This is a genomic window from Anaerosinus sp., from assembly GCF_965318445.1.
The window spans coordinates 160750-184725 of sequence record NZ_CBDNNH010000025.1 but is presented as its reverse complement, the minus strand read 5'-3'; the positions used below and the strand labels follow the sequence as shown (position 1 = coordinate 184725).

Genomic DNA, 23976 nt, shown 5'->3' with positions numbered 1-23976 from the left:
ATTTTCCTAACCTTCATTTTTTTATTTATTCTTTTATATTTTTTCCCATTGCATATGCTATTTGCATTGCTTTACTGCCTTTGATATCCCCTTTATTCCATGCACCTACCCCATAAACAATTCCCCGTTCCCTTGCTCCATCAAGACAGTCCATAAATCCCCGGAAACCTTCAATCGTTCTTTCCATTGCAGGAATGCTATTATCCGCAGCCGTTACAATAAAATAAAACTCTTTATTTTTAATCTCCGTATATCGTGCTACCGTTCGGTCAATTAACGTTTTCATCTGTGCATCCATTGTATAAAAATATACCGGTGTTGCCATTACAATCACATCAGCTTGTATCACCTTTTCAAGTATATCCGCCATGTCATCCTTCCAAACGCATACACCATTATTTCTTTTACAAGCATCACAAGCAATACAGTAATTAATTTTTTTGTCTGCCAAGCATATCTTTTCTGCCTGATTTCCTACTTTTAATGCCCCTTTCACAAATTCATCACATAATAAATCGGAATTGCCACCTTTACGCGGGCTTCCCGATAACACTACTATATTTTTATGCATTTATCCATCCCCTTTTTCTAAGCTATCCCTCTTCATTTTCCTTCAAACGTCTCAGCTACATTCTTTAAGTATTTTGTAATCTCAATATGTTGCGGACAATGGTTTTCACATTGTTTACAACCAATACAATCCGATGCCTTGCTATGTGTTTTAATATAGTTCTCATAATATACACCCTGTGTCGAAAATCCAGTATTTAAGGATTGTTTTTCCGCATTATATAAAGCAAAATATTTCGGAATATCAATCTGCTTCGGACAGTCTTCTACGCAATACTGACAAGCTGTGCATGGAATCGCGATGGATTCATTAATCAAGGCAACCGCTTTTTCAATAATTTTACTTTCTATTGGTCCAAGCGGTTTAAAGTCCTGCATAAAACCTGTATTATCTAGCAATTGCTCCATATTAGACATCCCGCTCAGCACCATCATAACTCCTTCATGGCTTGCCGCAAAACGTACCGCCCAAGAAGCTATTGAAAGATTCGGATGATATTCTCTAAATAAAGCTTCTACCTTTTCTGGTACTTTCGCAAGTGTCCCCCCCTTAATTGGCTCCATAACAATTACCGATTTATTATGTTTTCTCGCCACTTCATAACATTTTCGCGATTGAATGCTTTCATTGTCCCAATCTAAATAATTAATTTGTAGTTGAACGAAATCCACTTCCGGATGTTCAGTTAAAATTTCATCTAATAAATCAGCATGATCATGAAATGAAAAGCCCATATATTTTATTTTTCCCGCTTTTTTCTGTTCTGCCACAAAAGCAAAGCTATCAAATTTTTTCGCAATTTCATAATTAATTACACCTAAATTATGTAACAAGTAGTAGTCAAAATACTCTACTCCGCACTTCTCCAGTTGTTCAGCAAAAATTCGTTCTTGATCACCAACTTCTTTTAGGAACATCGTTGGCAATTTATCTGCTATAGTGTAAGATTCTCTAGGATAACGTTTAACTACCGATTCACGAATTGCGATTTCACTTTTCCCCGTGTGATACATATAAGCCGTATCAAAATAAGTAAAACCTTTTGCCAAAAAAGTATCCACCATTCGATTTACTTCATTCATATCAATACTCTCATTCTTGACTGGAAGCCTCATAAAGCCAAACCCTAACTTTTTCTTTTCCACCGTTATCTCTCCTCTACTTTCTTATTTCTACTTGATCAATCTTCCTGCCATCAACTAAAAATGCTGCTAAGCGCAAAACATCCTCTGACGCTTCTATCGTCATATAATTGTCAGTCTCCGGCTGTGGAGCCGTCGCCTGATCAAATGGATGATCCACCCATAGGTCAGGATATCGAACATTTCCTGCGACACCAGTGATAATATAAAGCGGGGCGCGTGTATCTGATTCAAAATTATATAAATTTCCCCGCCGCCGATAAGTATGTAAATGCGCGGTAAGCACAGCATCTACTCCATATTCGTCGAACAATGGCATCCATGCTCTGCCAATATCTGAAATTCCAGCTTTACGATCTGTCCTATTTTTTATTTCATAAGTTAGAACATCTTTATGCATCAAAACAACTTTCCATTTTTTATTTGTATTCTTTATATCATTGACAAACCATTTTTGCTGAGTTTCCAAAAGGCCCGGTTGAAACTGTTCCATTTCATCGATTTGTGTATTGAGCACAATGAAATGTACTGCTCCATAATCAAAAGAATAAAACTGATTTTGCCGCATAGCATCACCATTTTCAGGTAGCGAAAAAAGGTTCAAATACGATTCTGGCATCCGCACTTTCCAATCCCGATTATACGTTTCATGATTTCCTAAAACCGGTGCTACAGGAATTGTTTCAACCATACCCGAAACTGCGTTAAACCAAGCTTGCCATTGACTATAGTCTTCCCCATTATCAACTAAATCTCCCATATTCACAAAAAATTCTGCATCCGGATTCTCTTTTCGCGCAACTTGCACAAGCCTTTTCCATCCGCTGTAATCATTCGACTGAGAGTCAGGAAAAATTAACGCTTTAAAGTCTCCACCAGTATCTGTATTTAAAGTATACCAATTACTACGCTTATTTCCGTCGCCAATACGATATTCATATTGTACATGTGGCTCTAAATTTTCCAAATTAGCAGTATGAAGATAGAGCGTTATTCCATCATCCGTAAATTTTTTATTGCTCACTACAACAGATTTTATCTCTGACAAATTTTTTATTTTATATTCCACAATCGCATCATTTTCCTCTAGCTCAGATTGCCACATAATCGTCCGTGAGGTCGCACTCTCTTTCGTTATCACCTGCCGAATTGCGAATGCCTCCGTCTCTTCCATCGAAAGATAGTCCCCGGCAATTCCCCATGTAGATTGTGTGATCTGTTGCGAATGTTCACGCATATTTGGCATAAGCGAATATATCGCAATTGCCACAAAAAAGACTACACATAAAATCCCTACAAACTTCGGCCTAGACCTATTTTTATTCTCTTTATCCATATCATAATCATTCTCCTCATATAATAGCATTGAATACAACGCCTCTTTCATTTATCACTCTATCACTTGGAGTTCAGTTCAAGTCAAGAATATTTTTTAAATTTTTTCTGCTAACATTCTTGACTTGAAGTAAACTCCAAGTGTTATGATTAGCCTAACTAGCGTAATCTTATTGAATACTAAGGAGGTTTTTATATGCATATGGCGGATATGTTAGTAAGCCCATCTATTGGTATAGCAATGTATATCGCAAGTATAAGTACAATGACAATTGCCTGCCGTAAATTAAAACAAATGAATGATGAACGCAAAGTTCCTTTTATGGGCGTTGTTGGCGCATTTATCTTCGCCGCACAAATGATAAATTTCAGCATTCCAGGAACCGGTTCATCCGGTCATCTCTGCGGTGGATTATTAGCTGCTGCTCTTTTAGGTCCATATGAAGGATTTCTTGTCATGGCAGCAATACTCACCGTACAATGTCTACTATTTGCAGATGGTGGTTTATTAGCATTAGGATGTAATATTTGGAATATGGCATTTTATTCATGCTTATTAAGTTGGTTTTGTATTTTTCATCCTATCGTGCGAAAAAAAATCACCAAACGCAGATTATTTACTGCCTCAATTTTTAGCAGTATTGTAAGTCTACAGCTTGGTGCTGGAAGTGTGGTCATCGAGACATTACTGTCTGACGTAACTGAATTGCCGATGTATTTATTTTTTACAGCAATGCAGCCAATTCATCTGGCAATTGGTCTTGTTGAAGGCGTGGTAACAGGCGCAATTCTTTGCTTTATTTTCGAATCGCGACCAGAAATCTTAAACAATAATGATACAAAGTTCAATCTTAAACCTGCTATTATTACTTTTGCAATTACCGCATTATTGCTTAGCGGTGGATTATCCCTATTCGCAAGTGAAAATCCCGATGGCTTAGAATGGTCTTTAGAAAAAGCCGGCATAGAAAAATCACTTAGTGAAACTTCAACTGTATCCTCAACTCTACAAGAAACAATTGCAATTTTTCCAGACTATACTGTACTTGGGACTGAATCCGCTTTTTATACCAGCATAGCCGGAATCTTCGGTTCATTCTTAACCATCTTTTCCATTGTTTTAACGAGCAAAATTTTCCGCTTTAGGCGCAAGAAAGCGAAAACTATTCATGAACCATATACATAACGCAATAAAAGCAATATGCACACTTGAAGAATTTGCCCTGCAATACAGCTGGCTGAATCGTCGCCATCCACTTATAAAATTACTTGTTACCTTTACCTACCTCCTGACAGTAACTTCTATCCATAAATATGCGCTACTGCCATTGCTCATCTTAGCAACTTATCCAATCATCTTATTTACATTAAGCAAATTAAACCTTTATCATACCTTTTCTAAACTGAAAATCTTTTTTTCTCTGGCACTCTTCGTCGGTATTGCCAATCCTTTTCTTGACACAATACCGCTGATCCAAATTCACGACCTTACCATTACAGGAGGAATCATCTCCTTTCTTTCCTTTACTTTAAAAGGCATTTTAACGATTACCGCATCTTATTTGTTCATCGCATCTACAACAATAAAAGATATCTGTACGGCGCTAAGAATTTTACGTGTCCCATCATTTTTTCTTACACAAATCCTTTTAATGTATCGCTATATTATTATCCTTTTACATACTGCCATGGATATGCAATTTTCTTATCAATTGCGCACAAACGCGCAGCACGGCATTGCTTTAAAAGATTGGGGCACATTTGCCGGTCAACTTTTGCTGCACAGTTTTCATCGCGCTGAGCAGCTTTATCAAAGTATGCTGTTACGCAACTATACACCAGAAACTTTTTATCTTACTTCGCAGAAAATCACAAAAACAGATATCGGGTATCTACTGTTTTGGCTCTGCTTTTTTCTTTTTATTAAAGGATGGGAGAAAATATGAACGATTATCTTTTTCTTAAAAATTTAACATTTGCTTATGATAATCAAAAAATAATTTTAGACAATATATCTATTTCTATCAACAAAAATGAAACTATCGGTTTAATTGGTTGTAACGGTGCAGGCAAATCGACATTTCTAAAATTACTTGTTGGTTTAATCTCTGCATTCCAAGGGACTGCTACCGTAGACGGTCTTAATATTTGCAAGGAAAACTATCTTGCTATTCGCCAGAAACTTGGGCTGATCATGCAATCAAGTGACAATCAGCTCTTTATGCCATCCGTTCGTGAAGAAATCGCCTTTGCACCACGCAACTATGGCTGGTCAGAAGAAAAAATTACACAAAGGATAAAGGAGCTTTCAGCTTTATTAAATTTAGAAGGCATTTTAGAGCGCCCTCTTTATAAAATATCGGGCGGGGAAAAAAAGTTGACTGCTATCGCTGCAATTATCGTTATGGAACCCGATATGCTCCTTATGGATGAACCGACAAATGGCCTTGATCCTAAGAATCGTCGTCATATCCTTCATTTGCTAAAGAAAATTCCCCAAGGGAAAATCATTGCCTCCCATGATTTGGACTTTATCGCTGATACCTGCGAGCGAGTAATCCTATTAGATAAAGGACGCGTAATCAACGCAGGAAATACTTTAGATATTTTACAAAATGAATCGCTCTTAACTGCTCACAACTTAGAACTTCCCCTTCGTTTACAAGGTTGGAGAATACATGAATAAGGATGACAATACATATGAAATTAAATGAATTTTTCCAGACCTACCCTAAGGTTGCACTCGCATTTTCCGGTGGCTGTGATTCCGCCTATTTACTCGCTATAGCAAAAAAACACGGAGTCAATATCAAACCATATTTTGTACAATCAGCATTGCAGCCGCAATTTGAGCTTGAAGATGCTTTGCGGTTAGGCAAGGAATTATCTATTCCCATAACCATCCTAACACTTAATATTTTCGAAGATGCACGAATCATAGCAAATCCATCAAATCGCTGTTACTACTGCAAACAAAAAATTATGAATCTGATAAAAGAGCAAAGTACTACCGATGGGTATTCTATCTTAATTGATGGTACAAATGCTTCAGATAACAGCAATGACCGCCCTGGGATGAAAGCCAGCCAAGAATTAGGAATCCTATCCCCGCTTCGCTTATGCAACGTGACAAAAAGCGAAATTCGACAATGCAGTAAAGAACTTAATTTGTTTACATGGAATAAACCTGCCTATGCATGTTTAGCGACGCGAATTCCCACAAATCAAAAATTATCTGCGCCATTATTAAAGATAATAGAGAATGCTGAAACTGAACTACAAAAATTAGGCTTTAAAGATTTTCGCATTCGCATTTATCATGAAGCAGCACAATTGCAATTTTCCCAAAAGGATATGTTTCGGGCGATCGAGCAGAAAGAATTCATTCAACAAAATTTACAGCCATATTTCAAGCTGATTTTACTCGATTTGGCAGGGAGGTAAAAATGAATAAAGAAGCATTAGAAAATCTATTAAGTCAAGTGGCGAATGGTAATGTAACTCCTGCCGAAGCCGTTTTACAATTAAAAGCAGCTCCATTTCAAGATATAGGATTTGCCAAGATTGACACACACCGTACGTTAAGGCAGGGAACAGGAGAAATCATTTACGGTGCTGGCAAAACTGCCAAGCAAATTGAAGCAATTTCAACAGTCATGTTAAAAAACGGTCAGGACAATATTTTAATCACTCGCCTTAATACAGAAAAAGCAACTTTACTTAAAGAAGTTCTACCACTAAATTATGATGAAATCGCGCAGATTGGGATAATTGGCACAAAGAGAAAAGCGGATGGTCTCGGCAAAATTGTCATTGCAACTGGCGGTACAAGTGATATGATGGTCGCTGAAGAAGCAGCGCTAACTGCTGAATTTTTAGGCAATGAAGTCGTTAGACTTTACGATGTCGGTGTTGCCGGTCTCCATCGTTTATTATCAAACCTCCCCATTATTATGGATGCCAATGTTATTATTACCATTGCCGGCATGGAAGGTGCACTCACGAGCGTTATCGCAGGACTTACGGATTGTCCCGTGATCGGTGTCCCTACCAGCGTTGGCTACGGTGCTTCCTTCAACGGTGTCTCTTCATTACTCTCTATGTTAAATTCCTGTGCTAGTGGCGTGAGTGTTGTCAATATTGATAATGGGTTTGGCGCGGCATACCAAGCTAGTATGATCAATCACATGCAGAAAAAATAAACAAAATTCTATTTTCTATTTTGAAAGGAATGAAAAATTTGAAAACATTATATATCGACTGCTCTATGGGGGCGGCTGGTGATATGCTGACTGCTTCCTTACTCGAACTTATTGAGGATAAAGAAAAAATGTTAGAAAAGTTTAATACCCTTGGATTACCTGATGTGAAAGTAGAAGCCGCCCCTACTATCAAGTGTGGCATTTGCGGTACTTTTATAAAAGTTTCCATCCATGGAACAGAAGAAGGGGAACTGCTTGATTCCGATCAACATGAACATATTCAAGACCATCATCAGGCAATACACCATCACCATCCTGCACCGCATCACACTTCACATACACATGCAAAATTGGCTGATATCGAAAGCATCATTCAACACCTCTATATTCCAAAAGAAGTGCAAGACAACGCTATAAAAATTTATCATATTCTCGCTGAAGCTGAGGGCAGAGTTCATGGCAATACAAAGGATGCTGTCCATTTTCACGAAGTCGGCATGTTTGATGCCATATCTGATATTGTGAATGTCTGTTTATTAATTGATGAACTAGCCCCCGATAAAATTCTCGTCTCACCAATCAATACGGGCAGCGGTCAAGTGCATTGCGCCCATGGCATTCTTCCCGTTCCCGCCCCAGCAACAGCTTATATCTTACAAGGCCTTCCAATCTATCACAATGCAATACACAGCGAACTTTGCACACCAACGGGAGCGGCAATTTTAAAATTCTTTGCATCGCCATGCCAGACTATGCCAATATTAAATGTAAAAAAAATTGGCTATGGGATGGGACATAAAGACTTTTCTACTGCAAATTGCGTCAGAAGTTTTTGGGGTGAAACCTCCGAAGCTGACGAAGTTATCGAATTAAGCTGCAATCTGGATGATATGACTCCTGAAGACATCGGTTATGCACAAGAAAAATTATTCTCAATTGGTGCATTAGATGTTTACACTATCCCAATCATCATGAAAAAAAATCGACCAGGTATTATGCTAAACTGCATCTGCAAATCAACAGATAAAAACTCCCTGCTTCAGGAAATATTTAAACATACCACGACGATCGGTATACGCGAATACCACTATAACCGCTATAAACTTCATCGCTCGGAAGAAATCAGGCAAACGCCACTAGGAAAAATCAATGTAAAAAAAGTCAATGGTTACGGAATTGAACGAAGTAAAGTAGAATATGAGGACTTAAAAAAAATTGCTGATGAAAAAAATCTCTCATTAGCCCAGGTACGAAACCTGCTTAATTTATCCAAGGACTAGCTCTTGCCTAACCTAATGAATAAAAAATAGCACTTTAAGTAAAAAATTTACTTAAAGTGCTATTTTTTATGGTTCTTGTATTATCCTCAATTTATTTTCAGCCTCAGCAATACATTCATATCTTGAAATTTTCCCATCTAATCTAGCCAAAGTTTTTTGCATCGTATCGATTCTTTCTTTCAGACAATCGCGCTGCTCAATTAAAATATGTTTTCTCGCTTCAACAGTATCTTCTCCTTGTTGGAATAAAGCTACATATTCGATCAGCGCTTCTATCGGCAGTCCTGCCCCACGCATACATTTAATAAATTCTACCCAATTACAACTTTCTTCTGTATAATCTCTAATACCACTCTTATTCCTAGGGACGGGCGGAATTAAACCAATTCGTTCATAATATCGTAAGGTATCTTGTGAAAGTCCATACTTTTTACTAACTTCTGTAATCGTCATCTTCATACCTCCCATAATTACCGCAATCTAAATCTCTTATTTAGTATAATCCTATCATCTGGAGCTAACTCCATGTCAATACATTTTACCACAATAAATATATAACAAAAAGACCACCAACTTTACAGCCAGTAGTCATTCCTTCTTTAAAATGGCGGAGTGGGTGGGGTTCGAACCCACGCACGCTTGCGCGTCTAACGATTTAGCAAACCGTCCTCTTCAGCCTCTTGAGTACCACTCCATGATAAAATTTTATGGCGGAGAGGGTGGGATTCGAACCCACGGTACCTTGCGGTATCACTGGTTTTCAAGACCAGCTCCTTAAACCACTCGGACACCTCTCCGTATTAAGACATTTAGTATTATAACAATATCCATAAACTTTGTCAATCATTTTCATTAGCTAAATTTTAGGATTTTATTTTGATTTCATGGATAATATTTTATTCCTGTTTTAAAATATTAGTATGATTAAATATATTTTCGCATACAAAGAAACTCTTCCAATCTACAATTTTATCCTTATTTTCATTCTAACCACGATTGAATAAAATTTTTCACCCCATAGAAATTATCATCCTAAAGATTTTCAAGTGCTATAGGTTGACTAATACAAAGGTAAGGAGTAATATTTTAATGTAATAATTAATAAATGATAAGGCTGGTGAGAAAAATGGATGTAGACCACCCTAGTTCGTGGTTGTGGCTTAAAATAGAAAAAATTAAAGGGATATGTCCGTTTTTTTATCAGTCTTCTTTTGTTTAATTAAAAATTCGGACATGTCCCCTTGGGAGAGGGGATCATTTTTACATGTTAAAAGTTTATAAAAGTTCGGAAAATGGTCTATTGCACGAATTAAGTATTAAAACACTAGAAAAAGGTGCATGGATCAATCTTGTAAATCCGACGCCATATGAATTGAAAGTTGTCAGCAATTTTACTGAGGTAGAGCCTGACCTTTTAAAATCCGCATTGGATGAAGAAGAACGCTCTCATACTGAATTAGAAGATAATTGTATGATGGTTGTTACTAACGTGCCAATTATGCGCGGTAAGGATATCTATGATACTTTACCATTAGGTATAATTATTACAGAAGATTATACAATAACTGTATGTCTAGAAAATAATCCTGTTATTTCGGAATTTAATGAAAATACAGCTCGTTTATTCCGTACATTTAAGAAAACACGTTTTCTTTTACAAATACTCTACAAATCAGCAACAGTTTATCTAAAACATCTTCGCCAAATTAGCAAATTGTCTGAAGACATAGAAAAACAATTACGCAAATCAATGAAGAATCAAGAGTTATTGCAACTACTTGAATTACAAAAAGGTTTAACTTACTTTAATGCTTCCATTCGTTCCAATGGAGCTGTATTGGACAAGATTCTTAGGCTTCGTTCCAGTCATAATTTACAACGTTTTTTAAAAATTTATGAAGAAGATGAAGATTTATTAGAAGACGTTATTATTGAAAATAAGCAGGCTAAAGAAATGGTGGAAATGTATAGTAAAATTTTAAGTAGAATGGCTGATACATTCGCTTCCATTATCTCTAATAACTTGAACTTAGTCATGAAATTTTTAGCATCGATTACAATTATGCTAGCGATACCAACAGTGATTTCAAGTTTTTTTGGTATGAATGTTGATGTTCCTTTTGGCGAAGATCACGGATTCTTATATGTTTCTTTAATCGCCTTAGGTTTAACTTCATTATGTGCTTTTGTTCTATGGAGAAAAGATATGTTTTAGGAATTAGGTGAATTTATGAGTACAATGGTTACTGCTGAGTTAAAAGCAGGTATTATCTATGGTGATATGGAAAACAATGAGTATGTGTATATGCCTGCTAGCGAAATAGGCGTAGAAAACCCAATTTGCGTGATTGAAACTCCCACTGATCGAAAGGATATCAGCCTAAAAGATGCAGTGAATCTCATACGTAAATTAAGTTTAAAACCAACAAAACATCCACGACTTGGAAAGCAATCCTGTTAAGGACACGATGTAACAAAAGGAGGAATGAAATATGTTGGCAGTAACACCCGCAATGCTATCAAAAGACTTTCAAAAATACTCCGATAAAATCCATAACGAAAAAGAACGTTTAATTCTTATGGGCAAAGAAGAAAAAAATATTGTTATGCTATCACTTGATGATTATAACGAAATGTTACGTGATTTATATGTATTGAAAAAACGTGATATAGGTAATGATTATTAAATGAGGTGTCTATGCGATTGCATAGACACCTCATTTTCATTCTACACGAATTACCTTCCCCATAGAAAATAAGTAAAGATATTTTTCGCTGACTTTTTTCTTAAAAATCTTTTCTATCGCTTTTGCATAAAGATTCAATTGAAACGCATGACGGTTTCTTATTCGCTCTTCTTCATCCGCTTTGTCGGTCTTATAATCGAGCAAAATCAATTTGTCCCCTTCATCAAAAAGCACGTCAATTACCCCTTGAACGAAAATTTTTTCATTCCCACTTTGCATTGTATCATAAATTTCACCTGCATCAAGCATCATACTAAAGGGTAATTCACGCCGTACCTTTTGGGATTCTTTCATCCGTTTTGCTAAATCACTCTTTAAAAATGAAGTTAATCCATATAGATTAATCATTGATAATTGCTCTGGAAGAATAATTTCTTTCTCGACCATTTTTTCAAGGCTTAACCTCACAGCACTCTGCGTCGACTTAATATCCAACGGCAAATGTTGCATCACATTGTGCATCAAAGTCCCATATTCCGCACCAGTCAATTCTTTCAATTCCTGTTTAAACCGCGGTCTGGTAAAGGTTTTGGTCTCCTTTGCTTCTCCCATTAGCATGTTTTGTCCAAATCCATCCTGTTCAATGTTGTCAAAGCGACGTTTCATTTCCGTTACGGAAAGTTTTGCCGGCTTATCAATCGCGTCTTGATATGGATATTGCCAGTTCAAAATTGCTTCTACTGCTTCTTTTTGAATAGAAGCAGGCAGCTCTGCTTTTTCTTTAATTTTCTGTAAAAATTCTGCATTCACTTCCGTTAAGGCGGGTTCGGAGCTAAGTAAATCTCCTGCCTGGATGATTTGAATACGCCACTCGCCCTTTGCATCCCACATCGGATTCGCTACATAGCCTTCATAACCACTATATCTTCGCAAAACTTCGCCGCTTTCATGACGAAGCAACGACGGAGCAAGCCAATCTAAGAAAGTTTTCGCAGATAAAATCGTATCTTGTGGCAGCTCCTGCGTCTTTGCTGTTATTGCTTCGCACCATTTTGTCGCTTTTTTCGCCAATTCTTTGACAGCACCAACAAGAATTAACTTTTCCCGTGCCCGTGTCATTGCTACATAAAGCACGCGCAACTCTTCCGCTTTGCTCTCATTTTCCATTTCCCGGGCAATAATATTGCGCAATACCCCCGGATAACGGAGCCTTGCTAGAGCCGTATCCCCGCCGCTGGTAATTGAAATGCCTAAGCCAAGTTTTTTGTGCAAAAGCATCGTTTTATTTTTATCACGCATATTAAATTGTTTGCCAAGATCCGCAAGAAATACAACGGGGAATTCTAACCCCTTACTTTTGTGAATGCTCATAACGCGAACGACATTTTCGCTCTCACTGAGTGTTCTCGCTACCGACAAATCCGTCTCTTTTGCCCGCATTTTTTCAATAAAGCGTAAAAAGCGGAATAACCCGCGAAAATTTGTCGCTTCATATTCTCCCGCCCGATCATACAGCATCCGAAGGTTTGCCTGACGAAGCAAGCCTCCTTCCATACTCCCGACATAATCGTAATACCCCGTATCATTAAACAGCTGCCAAATAAGTTCAGGCACGCTCTTATGTGCAGATGCATTTCGCCATTTTTCTAGTCGTTCGACAAACTCCTTTAATTTATCAGCAAGCTTGTCATGATTCTTTTTACAATAGGTAAGCAATGCATCCCATAAGTCAACATTTTCCTCAGCTAACCGAATAAAAGATAGTTCCTCCGTTGTCAGCGCAACCATTGGTGAATACAAAACGGCTGCCAATTCAATGTCTTGACGAGGATTATCAATAATAGCCAGTAAAGCTAACATAATTTGTACTTCAATTGCCGCAAAATAGCCTGCCGACAATTCCGCATAAGCAGGGATATTATGATTCCGCAGTGTCTCCAGCAAAATATCCGATTTACCTTTCACCGCTCGTAGTAAAATGACAATATCGCGCAGCATCAGCGGACGATATCCACCACGATCCTTGTCATAAACTTGATAGCCTTCCTGCATTAATTGTTCAATTCGAGTGGCAATCCACTCACTTTCGAGTGCAAAGGTGCTCATATCCTCGTCTTGTGCGCCCTCATTTTCTTCACCAGCATCACTTTTCACGCAATCAATGAAATTGAGTTCTACAGGTTCAGCAAAACTTTTTCCCTCGCATACAGGATAGTCTGCTTGGGCAATCAATTCTGCACCCCGATAGTCAAGTTCGGTCGCTTTAAGTGTCATCACTTGCGCAAAGATAAAGTTAACCGCGTCAATAATCGCTTCTCTGCTACGATAATTATTCGATAATTTTATCAATGTATACGAATCACCACGCGTTGGATATGTTTGATATTTTTGATTAAAGAGCTCTGGTTCTGCTAGACGAAAGCGGTAAATACTCTGCTTCACATCCCCTACCATGAATAAGTTTGCTTGCCTGCCGCGCTTTATCAGCTGCAAAATTGCTTCCTGTAACCCATTGGTGTCTTGATACTCGTCAATCATCACTTCCTGATATTTCGCTTGCAAAGCGTTTGCCACAGCGGACGGAACAAGTTCGCCATCTACGGTTTCCTGTAATAAATCTAGACAGAAATGCTCTAAATCATAAAAATCAACGATACTTTTTTCTTGTTTCGCTTTTGCAAATCGTGCACCAAATTCCTTGACTAACTCGACAATGGCTGCTGCCACCGGCTGAATCGTCAGAAATTCCTGCCGAATTGCCGCAAAATCTGCATAAAAGAATTTTTCACACAATTGTGTAATGATCGCTTTATAAGTTTCACGGTTTTTCTTTAGCGCATCCTTAACCTCTTCATCTGCATCTTTCGGTGCATTCGCCAATCTGCCAAAAGAGTTTTTCGCAATACATTCATCTATCTTTTGCCAGGAAGTTTCAAACGCTATAATAAACTCATCAATATACGCTTGATCAGCAGCTAAAGTTTTGTCATAGGCAGTAAACATTGCATCTTCAGCGAGTCTTATGCTGGCTTCAATGAGCTCTTTACACCTTGCTAAATCAGCACTTACCTTCTCGCGTAAAGCTTGTCCCCAAGGCGATTGCCAAATCGCCGTTTCCTCGGTAAATACAAATGCATCCTTTAACTGTTCAAGCCAAGCAGTTGGATTCGGATTACTGCGTGAAAACTGATAAATATCCAAAAGCATTGCATAAAGTGCATCATCCTGATGCTTCTTCCCATAATGGTCAATAAATAACCGAAATGCCGGTTCATTTTCGAGGTTTGCATATTTTGTTTCAAATAAGTCTTCAATCATTTCATATTGAAGTAGCGTCAGCTCACCTTCATTGGCAATGCGAAATTTCGGGTCAAGATTTAAACGGTGGAAATTCTGTTTCACAATCGACTGACAAAAGGAATCAATCGTCGTAATCGATGCACTATTTAGTAACATCTGTTGCCGTTTCAAGTGATGTGACTGTGGATTTTTTGCTAGTTCTTTTTCAAGCGCCATACTGATTCTTTGCCGCATTTCTGCAGCCGCCGCTTTCGTGAAGGTTACCACGAGCACCTTATCGACTGAAAAATCCTGCGCTTCATCTAGAATCCGTTCAATAATCCGCGTAACGAGCACGGAGGTTTTCCCTGAGCCGGCAGCTGCAGCAACGAGAATATTTTTGTCATACGTATAAATTGCCGCTAATTGTTCTTTTGACCAGCCCATTTTGTTACCTCCTCATTAATTTTTTCCATAATTTCCGTATCCTCAAGTAGGTTTAACTGCTCGTATTGATAGCAGGACAAACTTTTATCGAACCGACAAACTGCACCGTAAGGACAATACATACAACCGGTACGCTCTTTTAATTGATAAGGCTCAATACGCACATCACCGGCTAAAATACGATTGCCAATTTGCGTAAATTTATCGCCGACAAAATCAATCAGCGTCTGAAATTCTTCACTGTCTTTTACATTTGGCTGCGTCGCTTTTGTAAATTCCATATCCTTTTTTACGGCAAAGCGAATAAAACCAAACGCATCGTTAAAGGTGCTGTCAATCTGCCCTAGCATATCTGCATCTGCCAACGCCCAGCCCGGCATTTTTCCTTGTTTCGCTAAAGCTTTTTTCAATTCTACCTCATTTAGTTTTTTCGATTCCGTAATAAAAGGAATCGTCAAAAAGCAATACAGCATTGCCGCCGGCAATGCCTCGCGGGCAAAAATAGAATCAGCATACTTTTGCACTGCCAATAGATACGTTAAGAGTTGCAATTTTAATCCATAGAAAACGTCAATAAGTGCTACATCTGCTTTCCCTGTTTTATAATCCATCACTAAATAATAAAGGTTTCCATCAACTTCTACACAATCAATGCGATCAATCTGTCCTGTCAGCGACAACCTGTAACCATCATTCAGCAGATAAGTCAGTGGTGGTAAATCTCCATCCACTAAGCCGAAAGATTTTTCAAAGGCCATCGGTTCAAATGCGCTTGCCGCATCAAATTGACTAAGACGTGCAATCGAAAATTCCACGGTTTTTTTCAGGCGCGCTAAAAGATGCTTATTTTGTGAGGAACTTTGCAACACCATATAATCCGGTTGTTCTTTTAGTGTATCCACAATACGACTGCAGCGCAGTTGTTGTTCTTGCGGCGAAATTTCCCGCCACCGTTTTCCTTCTTTAAGTAAAGCCTCGCCATAACAACGCAAGACATCATGCAAAAACTTTCCAATATCAAAACTTTGCAATTGATATAACGTCCGTTCTTTTAACTTTAACCCATATTCCGCGAAATAACGAAATGGGCAAGCAGTAAATTTTTCAAAGCGCGTAACGCTTCCACGCAAGTACTTATGTTTTGCATAGAGCTGACGGGCAACTTCTGCGGATAGTGCATCATCTGCTCTCGTATAAAAAAGGCCAGCCAAAGATGTATTTAATACCAGCTTCAATGACTCTGTATGAATTGCCCAATTATAAACATCCTGCCACACAGGATGTAAATTTCCCGTCTTTTTAAAGTTGCGCAAACTGCCGGTGAGTGCACTTACCGCTTGCCTGCCCGTGCCGATAAATGGCAAAATATCGTCTTCTTGTACAATATCGAGCGGTAACTGCATCACTTTTATTCCATCTATCCATTTACGGATACGTTCAATTAAGGTAGAAGGTAATAGCCCATTCCCCTCATTGTCGGCAAGAGGGTAACTCAGCCACAACATTTCACTGGCTCTTGTCAACGCAGAATAAACGAGGAATCGTTCAGCAAAATTATCACTGCCCGTTCCTGGCGCAATGGGTAAGCCAGACTCATGTAACAATAAACGCTCCGCATCATTTAATATTCCCTCCATCCGCCCGCGTTTTGGTAATACGCCTTCGTTAATTCCTACGATATAGATTGCTTTTGCATTTTCACTAGAATTTTGCTCAATCGTCGTAATCGTCACAAAATCAAGACTTGCTGGAATTAAGCTAAGCTCCAGCCCTTCTAAGCCATCGATTAAAAGCTCTTGATATTGCGTCAGGGATAACTTTTCTTCGCCGCACGTTTCGACCAATTGATCAAATAAATTTATGATTAAATTCCATAACTGTTCATATTCGCGCGCCTCGGCTAACTGCCCATCTGCTTGTGCCTGATCAGCTAGAGTGATTAACTGCTCTAGGATTTCCATAGATTCTAAAGTATCATATAAAGCATCTGTATATTCACTGACCGTCTGGCAGCTCTTCAACTTTTCCTGCAATGCATTGAGCGGCACAATCAGGGTTTTCCGAATTGCATTTATTTCTGCCAAAGCTTCTTCGGTAAAGTTTGCACCTTTGCCGAACTGCCATTCTTCCTGCCATTTTTTCCCTTGAACGCCATACATCAACACGTAATTTTCAACTTTGTCAATTTGGTCGCGTTTTACGGAGAAAAATCCTGTTTTTAATACACGAAATAACGGTTCATAGCGCCATCCCTGCAATGCATCTAAAATAGAACGCAAAAATTCTGCTAATGGGTGATGCACAGCCTTTCTTTTACCATCACGAAAAAACGGTATCTCTAGATCAGAAAATACATGAGCAATCAGGTCACTATAATTTTCTGTATCACGCAGCAAAACCGCCATATCACGCCAACGGTAATTTAGCTCACGACATTTTTGAATCATGTCGATTGCCATTCCTTCTACTTCTTTACGACGGTTTGCCGCTTCCACCATATTTATTTTTCCTGCACTCTTTATCTGAATTTTCTTGGCAGTGACAAGTTTTTCTTCGAGGTTTTCTAATTCTTCAGCAGCAGCAAAACGATATCGTCCACTCATTTCTCGCTCTTTTACGTGAACATCCAATTCACGCGCGATTTGCATGACATCTTGACGAGTCTGCCATTGACGGTGAAATAGTGCCACCTCTTGTTGATGCACTGATGAATCAATCTCCTCTATGCAAAGCGTAATTTTCACTTCAGCTGCAGTAAGCAATAATTGCCTAAGAATCGCAAGTTCTTGCGGATTAAACCAAGTGAACCCATCAATCCAGACTTTTGCGCCACGCACTAACGAAGATAGCGACAATTTCTCTGCCAACAAATTTAAGCAATCTTCCGCATCTGTATATTTTCCATCCATATAATCAGCAAAATCCGTATAAATCAGCGATAAATCCGTTAGCTTTTGCTTGAGCATCACATCATTTACCTGCTGGCTTGCCGAATAAATCGCTGCTGATTCAATTCGATAGCTCTTAAATTCTTCGATTAAATTCACAATCGTTTCCGTAAAATTTCTTTGTTTCGCCGCACGTGCAAAAGCGCTAAATTCACTTTCTCGCGCTGACAAAATCCTATGTACAAGGAGCCGCTTTCCCAAGTCGCTAATTCGAGGCTTTAACGCACCGCCTAATTCTAAAAGCACACGATGCGCAAAACGGCGAAACCCCATAACATAAGCACGAGTAAAGCCGCCCAAATCTTTTGTACTCGCCAATTCTTTTTCCAGCTTAAACGTCGCATGTTCAGGCACCAATAATAAAAGCGGTGTGCCATCCGGAGAATTACGCAGTTCTTGCCGAATTTCATCTAGGCAAAGCTGCGATTTCCCCGTGCCGGCGCGACCATAAATCAATTCTAACTGCAACGCAATCACCTATCCTACATAAAATTTTGCACTACTGCCGTGCTTGCCAATGCTGACCTGTAACCTTGCGTCGATACGCTCCTTTAGTTCCGGTACATGTGAAATGATGCCTACAAGCCTGCCGCCATTTTGCAGCTCAATCAAGGTATTCAGTGCCATATCCAGTGATTCAGGATCTAGCGTACCAAAACCTTCATCGACAAAAATCGTATCAAGACGAATCCCACCTGCATATTGCTGTACGACATCGGCAAGCCCAAGCGCCAGTGCCAGCGATGCCAAAAAGGTCTCTCCACCCGACAATGTCGCTACAGAACGCGCAATCCCTGTATGATTATCAAACACTTCGAGGTCTAGCCCACTGGCTGACCCTTTTCGTGCGACATCTGTCGTACGCTGTAACAAATATCTTGATTTACTCATTGTTTTCAGCATCACATTTGCCGCTTCCGTTACCTGTTCTAATAACGAACCTAAAACAAAGCGCTGTAAATTCATCGAAAATTTATTATCGCCTCTTGTCACTTGATATAGTTTTGCCAAGACGCCATTTTCCGTCTGCATTTTCATTAACTCTGCTTCCAGTGCATGAATCTGCTTCGCGTTTTTCTGCTGTTTTTCTAACGCTAACTTGAATTTTGCCAAGTCGCCAATCGCTTGCGCCTGCATTCCTTGCAAATGATGATAGCTTGTTTTGATTTCTTCTAAATTCGGCTGAGTGAATCCTTGAATTGCAGCTTTTGCTCTTTTCACACGCTCTTTGCCGGCGGCAAAATTGCGGTCAAGCCTGAGCAGTCTATCACGCAAAGCGGGGATATCCCCCAACTGTTGTCTCATTTGTACATAAGCTGAAAAATCTGCAAACCCTTCTGCTTCCATGCGCGCATAAAACGCTGTTTTTTCCGTTTCAAATTCCGTCTGTATTTGCTTTAAATTCATTTGCAGACTTTGCAAAGTCGCAATAGCGCTTGCCGCTGCTTCTTTTGCTGCCAGTAAGCTTTGCTGGGCACGTTCAAAGCTTTCTTTAAGTATAAGCTGTTTTTCTCTTCCTTCCCTAAGTAAAGTTTGTAATACTTCAAGCTCGCGATATTCCTCCGGTACCGATTGCTCACGTTCCTGAAATACTGCCTGCAGCGCTTGTGCTTCGCCATCGGCGCGCTGAAAAGCTTCCTGCATCTCCTTTTGTCTCTTTGCCCCGCGTTCTTGGGATTCCTTATATCTAGCAATTTTTTCTTTAAGTGGTGCTAACTTCTGCATAATCGTATGCGTAGTTTCATATTGCTGTTTTGCAATATTCGCTTTGTGCCTGAGCTCCTCAAGTGAAAATGATGCGAACTCTGCCAATTCTTTTGTAAAATGCTCATTTTGCGCAACTAACGTTTCCTGGCGAATCATTGCTTGTTGAAGATCCGCTTGCGATTTTGCTTGTTTTTCTTCTAACTGCACAACTTTTTCCTGCAAAGCGTCTATTGTCTGCTGGGTTGGCAAATCTTCTAATAAAACTGCAAGCTTAAGATGCTCTTTCGCTCCACAAACAGGACAAGGTTCGCCTGTTTTTAATTCTTTCGCTAATAAACCTGCCTGCCCGATATTGAATAAATGTTGCATCTTACCAAGCTCCGTCTGCATCGCCTGACGCTCCTCGCGCACTTTATCTAGCGTGAGCTGCAATTGTTGAACCAAATTTTTAGCTCGGCTGATTTCTTTTTGCACTTTGCTTAATTGCTGGTGCTTATCTACCGCCTTACTTAACGCATCCACCTGCATTTTATAACTATCTACTTTAGCCGTTTCGACAAGATAGCCCTGTTCTAGTTCGAGCATTTTTTGTAAATCCGCTTCTAAATTTGCCAGTTTTTCCTCAACTTTATTTTTTTCTACAAGTGTTTTTTTCGCTACAGCTGCTTTGTCCTGCCAAGCTTTTTTCGTTTCTGTCAGTGCACTCGTCTGCTTTACATACTCCTTAAGTTTAAGTATTTGATTGTCTAACGATTGACGCTCTGCTTCTTTTTCCCGCTCCACTTGAAATGCTGTCTGAGCATCTTTCACTTTTTGCTGCGTTATTTCCACCGCTTGTTTCTGTTTTACCTCAGCTTCTTGATACTGCTTGCTATCTTGTTGAAGCTTCCACACGATTTTCTCTGCTTCTGCTAATTTTTCTGCCCGTTCCAGCATCACCAGCTCACTGCGCTTTGCCTCCATCTCACTTAAAAGTAAATTTACCTGTCCAAATGCTTCCTTTGCACTTTCGTATTCTTTAAACTTTTGATCAACTAAATTTGCTTCGTTTAACTGCTCTTGCGCTTGTTGGTATTCAATTTGAACGGTTTGTAATTTTTTATTTGCAGTTTCTGTTTCTATTTTTAACTTTGCGATTGTTTCCTCTAAACTAGCTAAAGAATCTGTACCTGCTTCGGCAAGCAACCATTCTTTTTTCTCATATATCGCTTTTATTGCATCAGCCTTTTCTTTCGCCTTCTTCTTCAAATGCTCTTCAATTCGTTGATAAAGTTCCGTCTTAAACAGCATTTTCATAATTTGCTGGCGCTCCTCTGATTTTGCTACCAACAATTTGCGAAATTCACCTTGCGGTAGTAGTACAACCTGACGAAATTGACTGCATTGAAAGCCAAGTAAATCTGTAATTTTCCGTGTCACATTTTCATATTTAGCTTCGAGCAAAGTCTCTTTTTCACCATCAATTTTGTAAAGCTCTGCTTCCGGCTGTTGCTCAGTTACGCCATCACCTTTCTTTTTCGGCCGTTCCTGCCGTGGACTGCGCCGAACTCGATAAACTTCATTGCCAATCGCAAAAGTAAAGCTAACTTCCGTCAATACCAAAGGATCGGCATGGTCGCTTCGTAGCGCCTTTGCTTCCCTTAAGTCACTCGTCGCACTCCCGTATAGTGCATAACAAATTGCATCGAGAATCGTCGTCTTGCCGGCGCCAGTTGCCCCGTGAATTAAAAAGAACTTCCGCCCCTTTAAATCAGCAAAATCTAAGCTCTGCTCACTTGCATAGGGACCAAATGCACTCATTGTCAATTGCAAAGGCTTCATAGCTTCACCTCCCGCTCAATCAGCATGAGTTCTTCTAAATTATCGGCAAATACCTTACTTTCTTCCTTCGTGATTGCTTCACCTGTTACTTGCTCATAAAATAAAGAGAATAACTCATTTTCGCTCATTTTGCGATGGTCAATCTTTTTCTCGCTGAATTCACCATCCATCATGAACGTTGGTCGCTCAACTTGCATCAGATTTGGATAAATCTCACTCAATTGACCAAATACATCTAAAATAGGCTCACGGTTGCTAAGCTTGACACTAATATAGTCATTACTGGAAGGATGCAGATTGCGATTCTGCAATATCGTATAAAAATCCCCCTCAATAATTTTGACATCGTGTTTCGGTGTAAGCTGAATCGTTTCCACCGCAACTTGCCCATCTTTGCCCATATCGACAATCTGAATGCCCTTTTTCTGTGTTGCTTCATCAAAAGAGTATTTTAATAATGACCCGCTATAGCGAATATTTTCTCCACCTGCCAACTGTGCATTATGTAAATGGCCCAACGCTGTATAATGAAATGGCTGAAATAATCTGTTTTCAATATAAGAGCTTCCCCCAACCGATAAGGTCCGTTCCGATTCACTTACCGTTCCACCGGCAATAAAGGCATGTGCAATCGCTACCTTACGACTTTGCGCCGATAAAAATCGCTGACTGCGCGCAATCAAAAATTCCATCGCTGCATTCGCATCAATTAAATTTTCTCCACCAAACACCGCTCTTACTAATGCCGGTTCGGCATAAGGAAATGGCATAAACTCAACTTCCCCGTAACGATCTTCAAGACAAATCGGCAGAATTTCTTTTGTTAAATTGCCAATCACATATAATCCTTGTTTCGCTAACAATTGACTGCCAAAATTAATCCGTTCAGGACTGTCGTGATTACCAGCAATTAAAATCACCGGAACCTTTGCTTTTAGCACCAGTTTCGCTAATGTATCATCCAAGAGTTCTACCGCATCCGTTGGCGGTACTGCCCGATCATAAATATCCCCGGCAATAACGACTGCCTGCGCTTTACTCTCTTCAACCAAGTCGCAAAATTGTGTTAAAACATAAGCTTGATCATTGGTTAAATGCTGTCCATGAAACAGCCTGCCAAGATGCCAATCCGATGTATGTATAAATCGCATGTAGCCAATCCCCCTTTATAATTTGTTTAATTTTAATCATCTCGTTCAATATAATCTTTTTTATAAATTAAAAATTGATTCAAATAGAAGTTTATCTCCACTTGGACCCGCTGTGCGTATCCAAATTTATCCGCTCGCCTATGGTCTCTTATCGAGAGTTGGAATCTGTAAGGAACCTAACAAAATCTTTGATTTTGTATGAAGCGCTAATTCCATCAAATGCTCGAAGCGGGCTTCGAATAAAATGGCAAAAGAGCTTATTTATCAGTTATCATCTAATAAATAAGCTCTTTTTATTATACTACATTATTCCCTGTTATTTTCACAGAAGTTTAGAAGATATGTTTTGGCTTCTTCTCTAGATTCAAAAATGTTCCAACATCCTGTTATATAATTAACAGCTTCATTCCACTCATATAAAGAATGCTCGTAAAGATATATTTTATTAATAATATTTTTACTTAACTTATTTTGCGCCTGTTTACGCAGATCCGATAGATAAACAGAATCCGTATATTGAGTAAATAAATCCAATAAATTGTTTTTCAATATAAATCCCCCATTTCATCAAATTCCAAAAAGTATACTTTTTGGAATTTGATGAAATAAAGTGAATTTATTGTTAGAATGCGCCAGATATGTTAGTATAATATGTATATAAGGAACAAATCAAAAAGTATACTTTTTGAACTAATTATTGAGCACAATTTGCATATTTTTTTACTTTACGATAAAAAGTACTACGTGACATGTCTAATAAATCAAGTGCCTCTGGAAGCGTTATTAGAGAATTCTTCCAGGATTCACAAATCGCCGAGAAATTACTTGGAATTTCTTTTTCTGGCCTGCCAAATCGAACTCCCCGCTTTTTCGCTGCTAAAATCCCTTCCGCTTGCCGCGCCCGAATCATTTCTCGTTCATTCTCAGCGACAAAGGATAGTAATTGTAAAACTAAATCCGAAATAAACGTTCCTAATAAGTCTTTTGAAATCGTCGTATCCAGCAATGGCATATCAATCACTCGTATATCCACCTTTTTATTTTTTGTAATATATCTCCATTGAATCAAAATTTCTTCATAATTTCGCCCCAGTCTGTCTATACTTTTAACAATAAATAAATCTCCCTTTCGCAGTTTACGTAAAAGTCTTTTATAATGCTTTCTCTCAAAATCTTTTCCACTTTGTTTGTCAATAAAAATATTTTGTATTTCAATTCCCAAATCCAAAAAGGAAAGCATTTGTCGCTGCACATTTTGATCTCTACTTGATACTCTAATATATCCATATACCTGCTTCGTCATTTTTATCCTCCTACATCTAAACTTCATCATACAGCTCTAACTTATTGTAAATGTAAGCTCAAACGAAAAACAGTAATATAAAGGAAGGGTGTTGCAATCGCAA

General features: G+C 38.8%; 19 protein-coding genes and 2 tRNA genes. 9 read left to right on the top strand and 12 right to left on the bottom strand.

Annotated elements, in window-relative coordinates; all coding sequences use genetic code 11:
* Window positions 1-25: 25 nt before the first annotated feature.
* The 3 genes from ACWZFG_RS12790 to ACWZFG_RS12780 are packed head-to-tail and all read right to left on the bottom strand — an operon-like array spanning window position 26 to window position 3079.
* Window positions 26-571 (bottom strand): flavodoxin family protein, encoded by a 546-nt coding sequence (locus tag ACWZFG_RS12790; protein ID WP_455577765.1) that lies wholly within the window; start codon window positions 569-571, stop codon window positions 26-28.
* Window positions 572-603: 32 nt separating this feature from the next.
* On the bottom strand, window positions 604-1716 hold the full coding sequence (locus ACWZFG_RS12785) for an aldo/keto reductase (RefSeq protein WP_418627374.1): 1113 nt from the start codon (window positions 1714-1716) through the stop codon (window positions 604-606).
* A gap of 13 nt (window positions 1717-1729) precedes the next feature.
* A complete protein-coding gene (locus ACWZFG_RS12780) occupies window positions 1730-3079 on the bottom strand; it encodes a metallophosphoesterase (protein WP_455577764.1) in 1350 nt (449 codons plus the stop codon).
* A gap of 171 nt (window positions 3080-3250) precedes the next feature.
* Between ACWZFG_RS12780 and ACWZFG_RS12775 the strand changes: the two genes are divergently transcribed.
* From ACWZFG_RS12775 to larC, 6 genes are read left to right on the top strand one after another with little or no spacing between them, the layout of a single operon-like run.
* Entirely contained in the window at window positions 3251-4234 is a 984-nt protein-coding gene (locus ACWZFG_RS12775) for an energy-coupling factor ABC transporter permease (protein ID WP_455577763.1), read from the top strand.
* Window positions 4218-4994, top strand: a complete 777-nt coding sequence (cbiQ, locus tag ACWZFG_RS12770) for a cobalt ECF transporter T component CbiQ (protein WP_455577762.1) — start codon at window positions 4218-4220, stop codon at window positions 4992-4994. Before ACWZFG_RS12775 ends, cbiQ begins: the two co-directional genes overlap by 17 nt.
* Window positions 4991-5734 (top strand): energy-coupling factor ABC transporter ATP-binding protein, encoded by a 744-nt coding sequence (locus tag ACWZFG_RS12765; RefSeq protein ID WP_177505513.1) that lies wholly within the window; start codon window positions 4991-4993, stop codon window positions 5732-5734. The genes cbiQ and ACWZFG_RS12765 overlap by 4 nt, the downstream gene beginning before the upstream one ends.
* Before the next feature lie 14 nt (window positions 5735-5748).
* Window positions 5749-6492, top strand: a complete 744-nt coding sequence (gene larE, locus ACWZFG_RS12760) for an ATP-dependent sacrificial sulfur transferase LarE (protein WP_418627370.1) — start codon at window positions 5749-5751, stop codon at window positions 6490-6492.
* 2 nt (window positions 6493-6494) lie between these two features.
* Window positions 6495-7250: a nickel pincer cofactor biosynthesis protein LarB gene (gene larB / locus ACWZFG_RS12755; RefSeq protein ID WP_418627369.1), complete on the top strand. Its 756-nt coding sequence runs from the start codon at window positions 6495-6497 to the stop codon at window positions 7248-7250.
* Between the two features lie 29 nt (window positions 7251-7279).
* On the top strand, window positions 7280-8530 hold the full coding sequence (gene larC, locus ACWZFG_RS12750; RefSeq protein ID WP_455577761.1) for a nickel pincer cofactor biosynthesis protein LarC: 1251 nt from the start codon (window positions 7280-7282) through the stop codon (window positions 8528-8530).
* Window positions 8531-8596: 66 nt separating this feature from the next.
* Here larC and ACWZFG_RS12745 read toward each other — a convergent pair whose 3' ends face one another.
* The 3 genes from ACWZFG_RS12745 to ACWZFG_RS12735 all read right to left on the bottom strand — a co-directional run bounded on the left by ACWZFG_RS12745 (window position 8597) and on the right by ACWZFG_RS12735 (window position 9327).
* On the bottom strand, window positions 8597-8983 hold the full coding sequence (locus ACWZFG_RS12745; RefSeq protein WP_177505517.1) for a MerR family transcriptional regulator: 387 nt from the start codon (window positions 8981-8983) through the stop codon (window positions 8597-8599).
* 152 nt (window positions 8984-9135) lie between these two features.
* Window positions 9136-9224: transfer RNA gene (locus ACWZFG_RS12740), tRNA-Ser, on the bottom strand.
* A 14-nt stretch (window positions 9225-9238) separates the two neighbouring features.
* A tRNA-Ser gene (locus tag ACWZFG_RS12735) sits at window positions 9239-9327 on the bottom strand.
* Between the two features lie 467 nt (window positions 9328-9794).
* Between ACWZFG_RS12735 and ACWZFG_RS12730 the strand changes: the two genes are divergently transcribed.
* The 3 genes from ACWZFG_RS12730 to ACWZFG_RS12720 are packed head-to-tail and all read left to right on the top strand — an operon-like array spanning window position 9795 to window position 11217.
* Complete coding sequence (locus ACWZFG_RS12730; RefSeq protein ID WP_147669660.1) at window positions 9795-10745, top strand: magnesium transporter CorA family protein; 951 nt, start codon at window positions 9795-9797, stop codon at window positions 10743-10745.
* Between the two features lie 15 nt (window positions 10746-10760).
* The gene (locus tag ACWZFG_RS12725; protein WP_177505518.1) at window positions 10761-10991 is read left to right on the top strand and encodes a hypothetical protein; all 231 of its coding nucleotides are present in this window, start codon (window positions 10761-10763) and stop codon (window positions 10989-10991) included.
* Window positions 10992-11022: 31 nt separating this feature from the next.
* Complete coding sequence (locus ACWZFG_RS12720; RefSeq protein WP_147669658.1) at window positions 11023-11217, top strand: type II toxin-antitoxin system Phd/YefM family antitoxin; 195 nt, start codon at window positions 11023-11025, stop codon at window positions 11215-11217.
* A gap of 36 nt (window positions 11218-11253) precedes the next feature.
* On the opposite strand, the gene addA is transcribed toward ACWZFG_RS12720, so the two are convergent.
* From addA to ACWZFG_RS12690, 6 genes are all read right to left on the bottom strand, one after another.
* A complete protein-coding gene (gene addA / locus ACWZFG_RS12715) occupies window positions 11254-14943 on the bottom strand; it encodes a helicase-exonuclease AddAB subunit AddA (RefSeq protein WP_455577760.1) in 3690 nt (1229 codons plus the stop codon).
* Window positions 14919-18359 (bottom strand): helicase-exonuclease AddAB subunit AddB, encoded by a 3441-nt coding sequence (gene addB / locus ACWZFG_RS12710; protein ID WP_455577759.1) that lies wholly within the window; start codon window positions 18357-18359, stop codon window positions 14919-14921. The genes addA and addB overlap by 25 nt, the downstream gene beginning before the upstream one ends.
* Before the next feature lie 9 nt (window positions 18360-18368).
* Window positions 18369-21419, bottom strand: coding sequence for an AAA family ATPase (locus ACWZFG_RS12705; RefSeq protein ID WP_455577758.1), 3051 nt, complete (start codon window positions 21417-21419; stop codon window positions 18369-18371).
* Window positions 21416-22570: an exonuclease SbcCD subunit D gene (locus ACWZFG_RS12700; protein ID WP_455577757.1), complete on the bottom strand. Its 1155-nt coding sequence runs from the start codon at window positions 22568-22570 to the stop codon at window positions 21416-21418. The genes ACWZFG_RS12705 and ACWZFG_RS12700 overlap by 4 nt, the downstream gene beginning before the upstream one ends.
* Window positions 22571-22876: 306 nt before the next feature.
* Window positions 22877-23119, bottom strand: coding sequence for a hypothetical protein (locus tag ACWZFG_RS12695; RefSeq protein WP_177505523.1), 243 nt, complete (start codon window positions 23117-23119; stop codon window positions 22877-22879).
* 145 nt (window positions 23120-23264) lie between these two features.
* Window positions 23265-23873, bottom strand: coding sequence for a recombinase family protein (locus ACWZFG_RS12690; protein WP_455577756.1), 609 nt, complete (start codon window positions 23871-23873; stop codon window positions 23265-23267).
* Window positions 23874-23976: the final 103 nt, after the last annotated feature.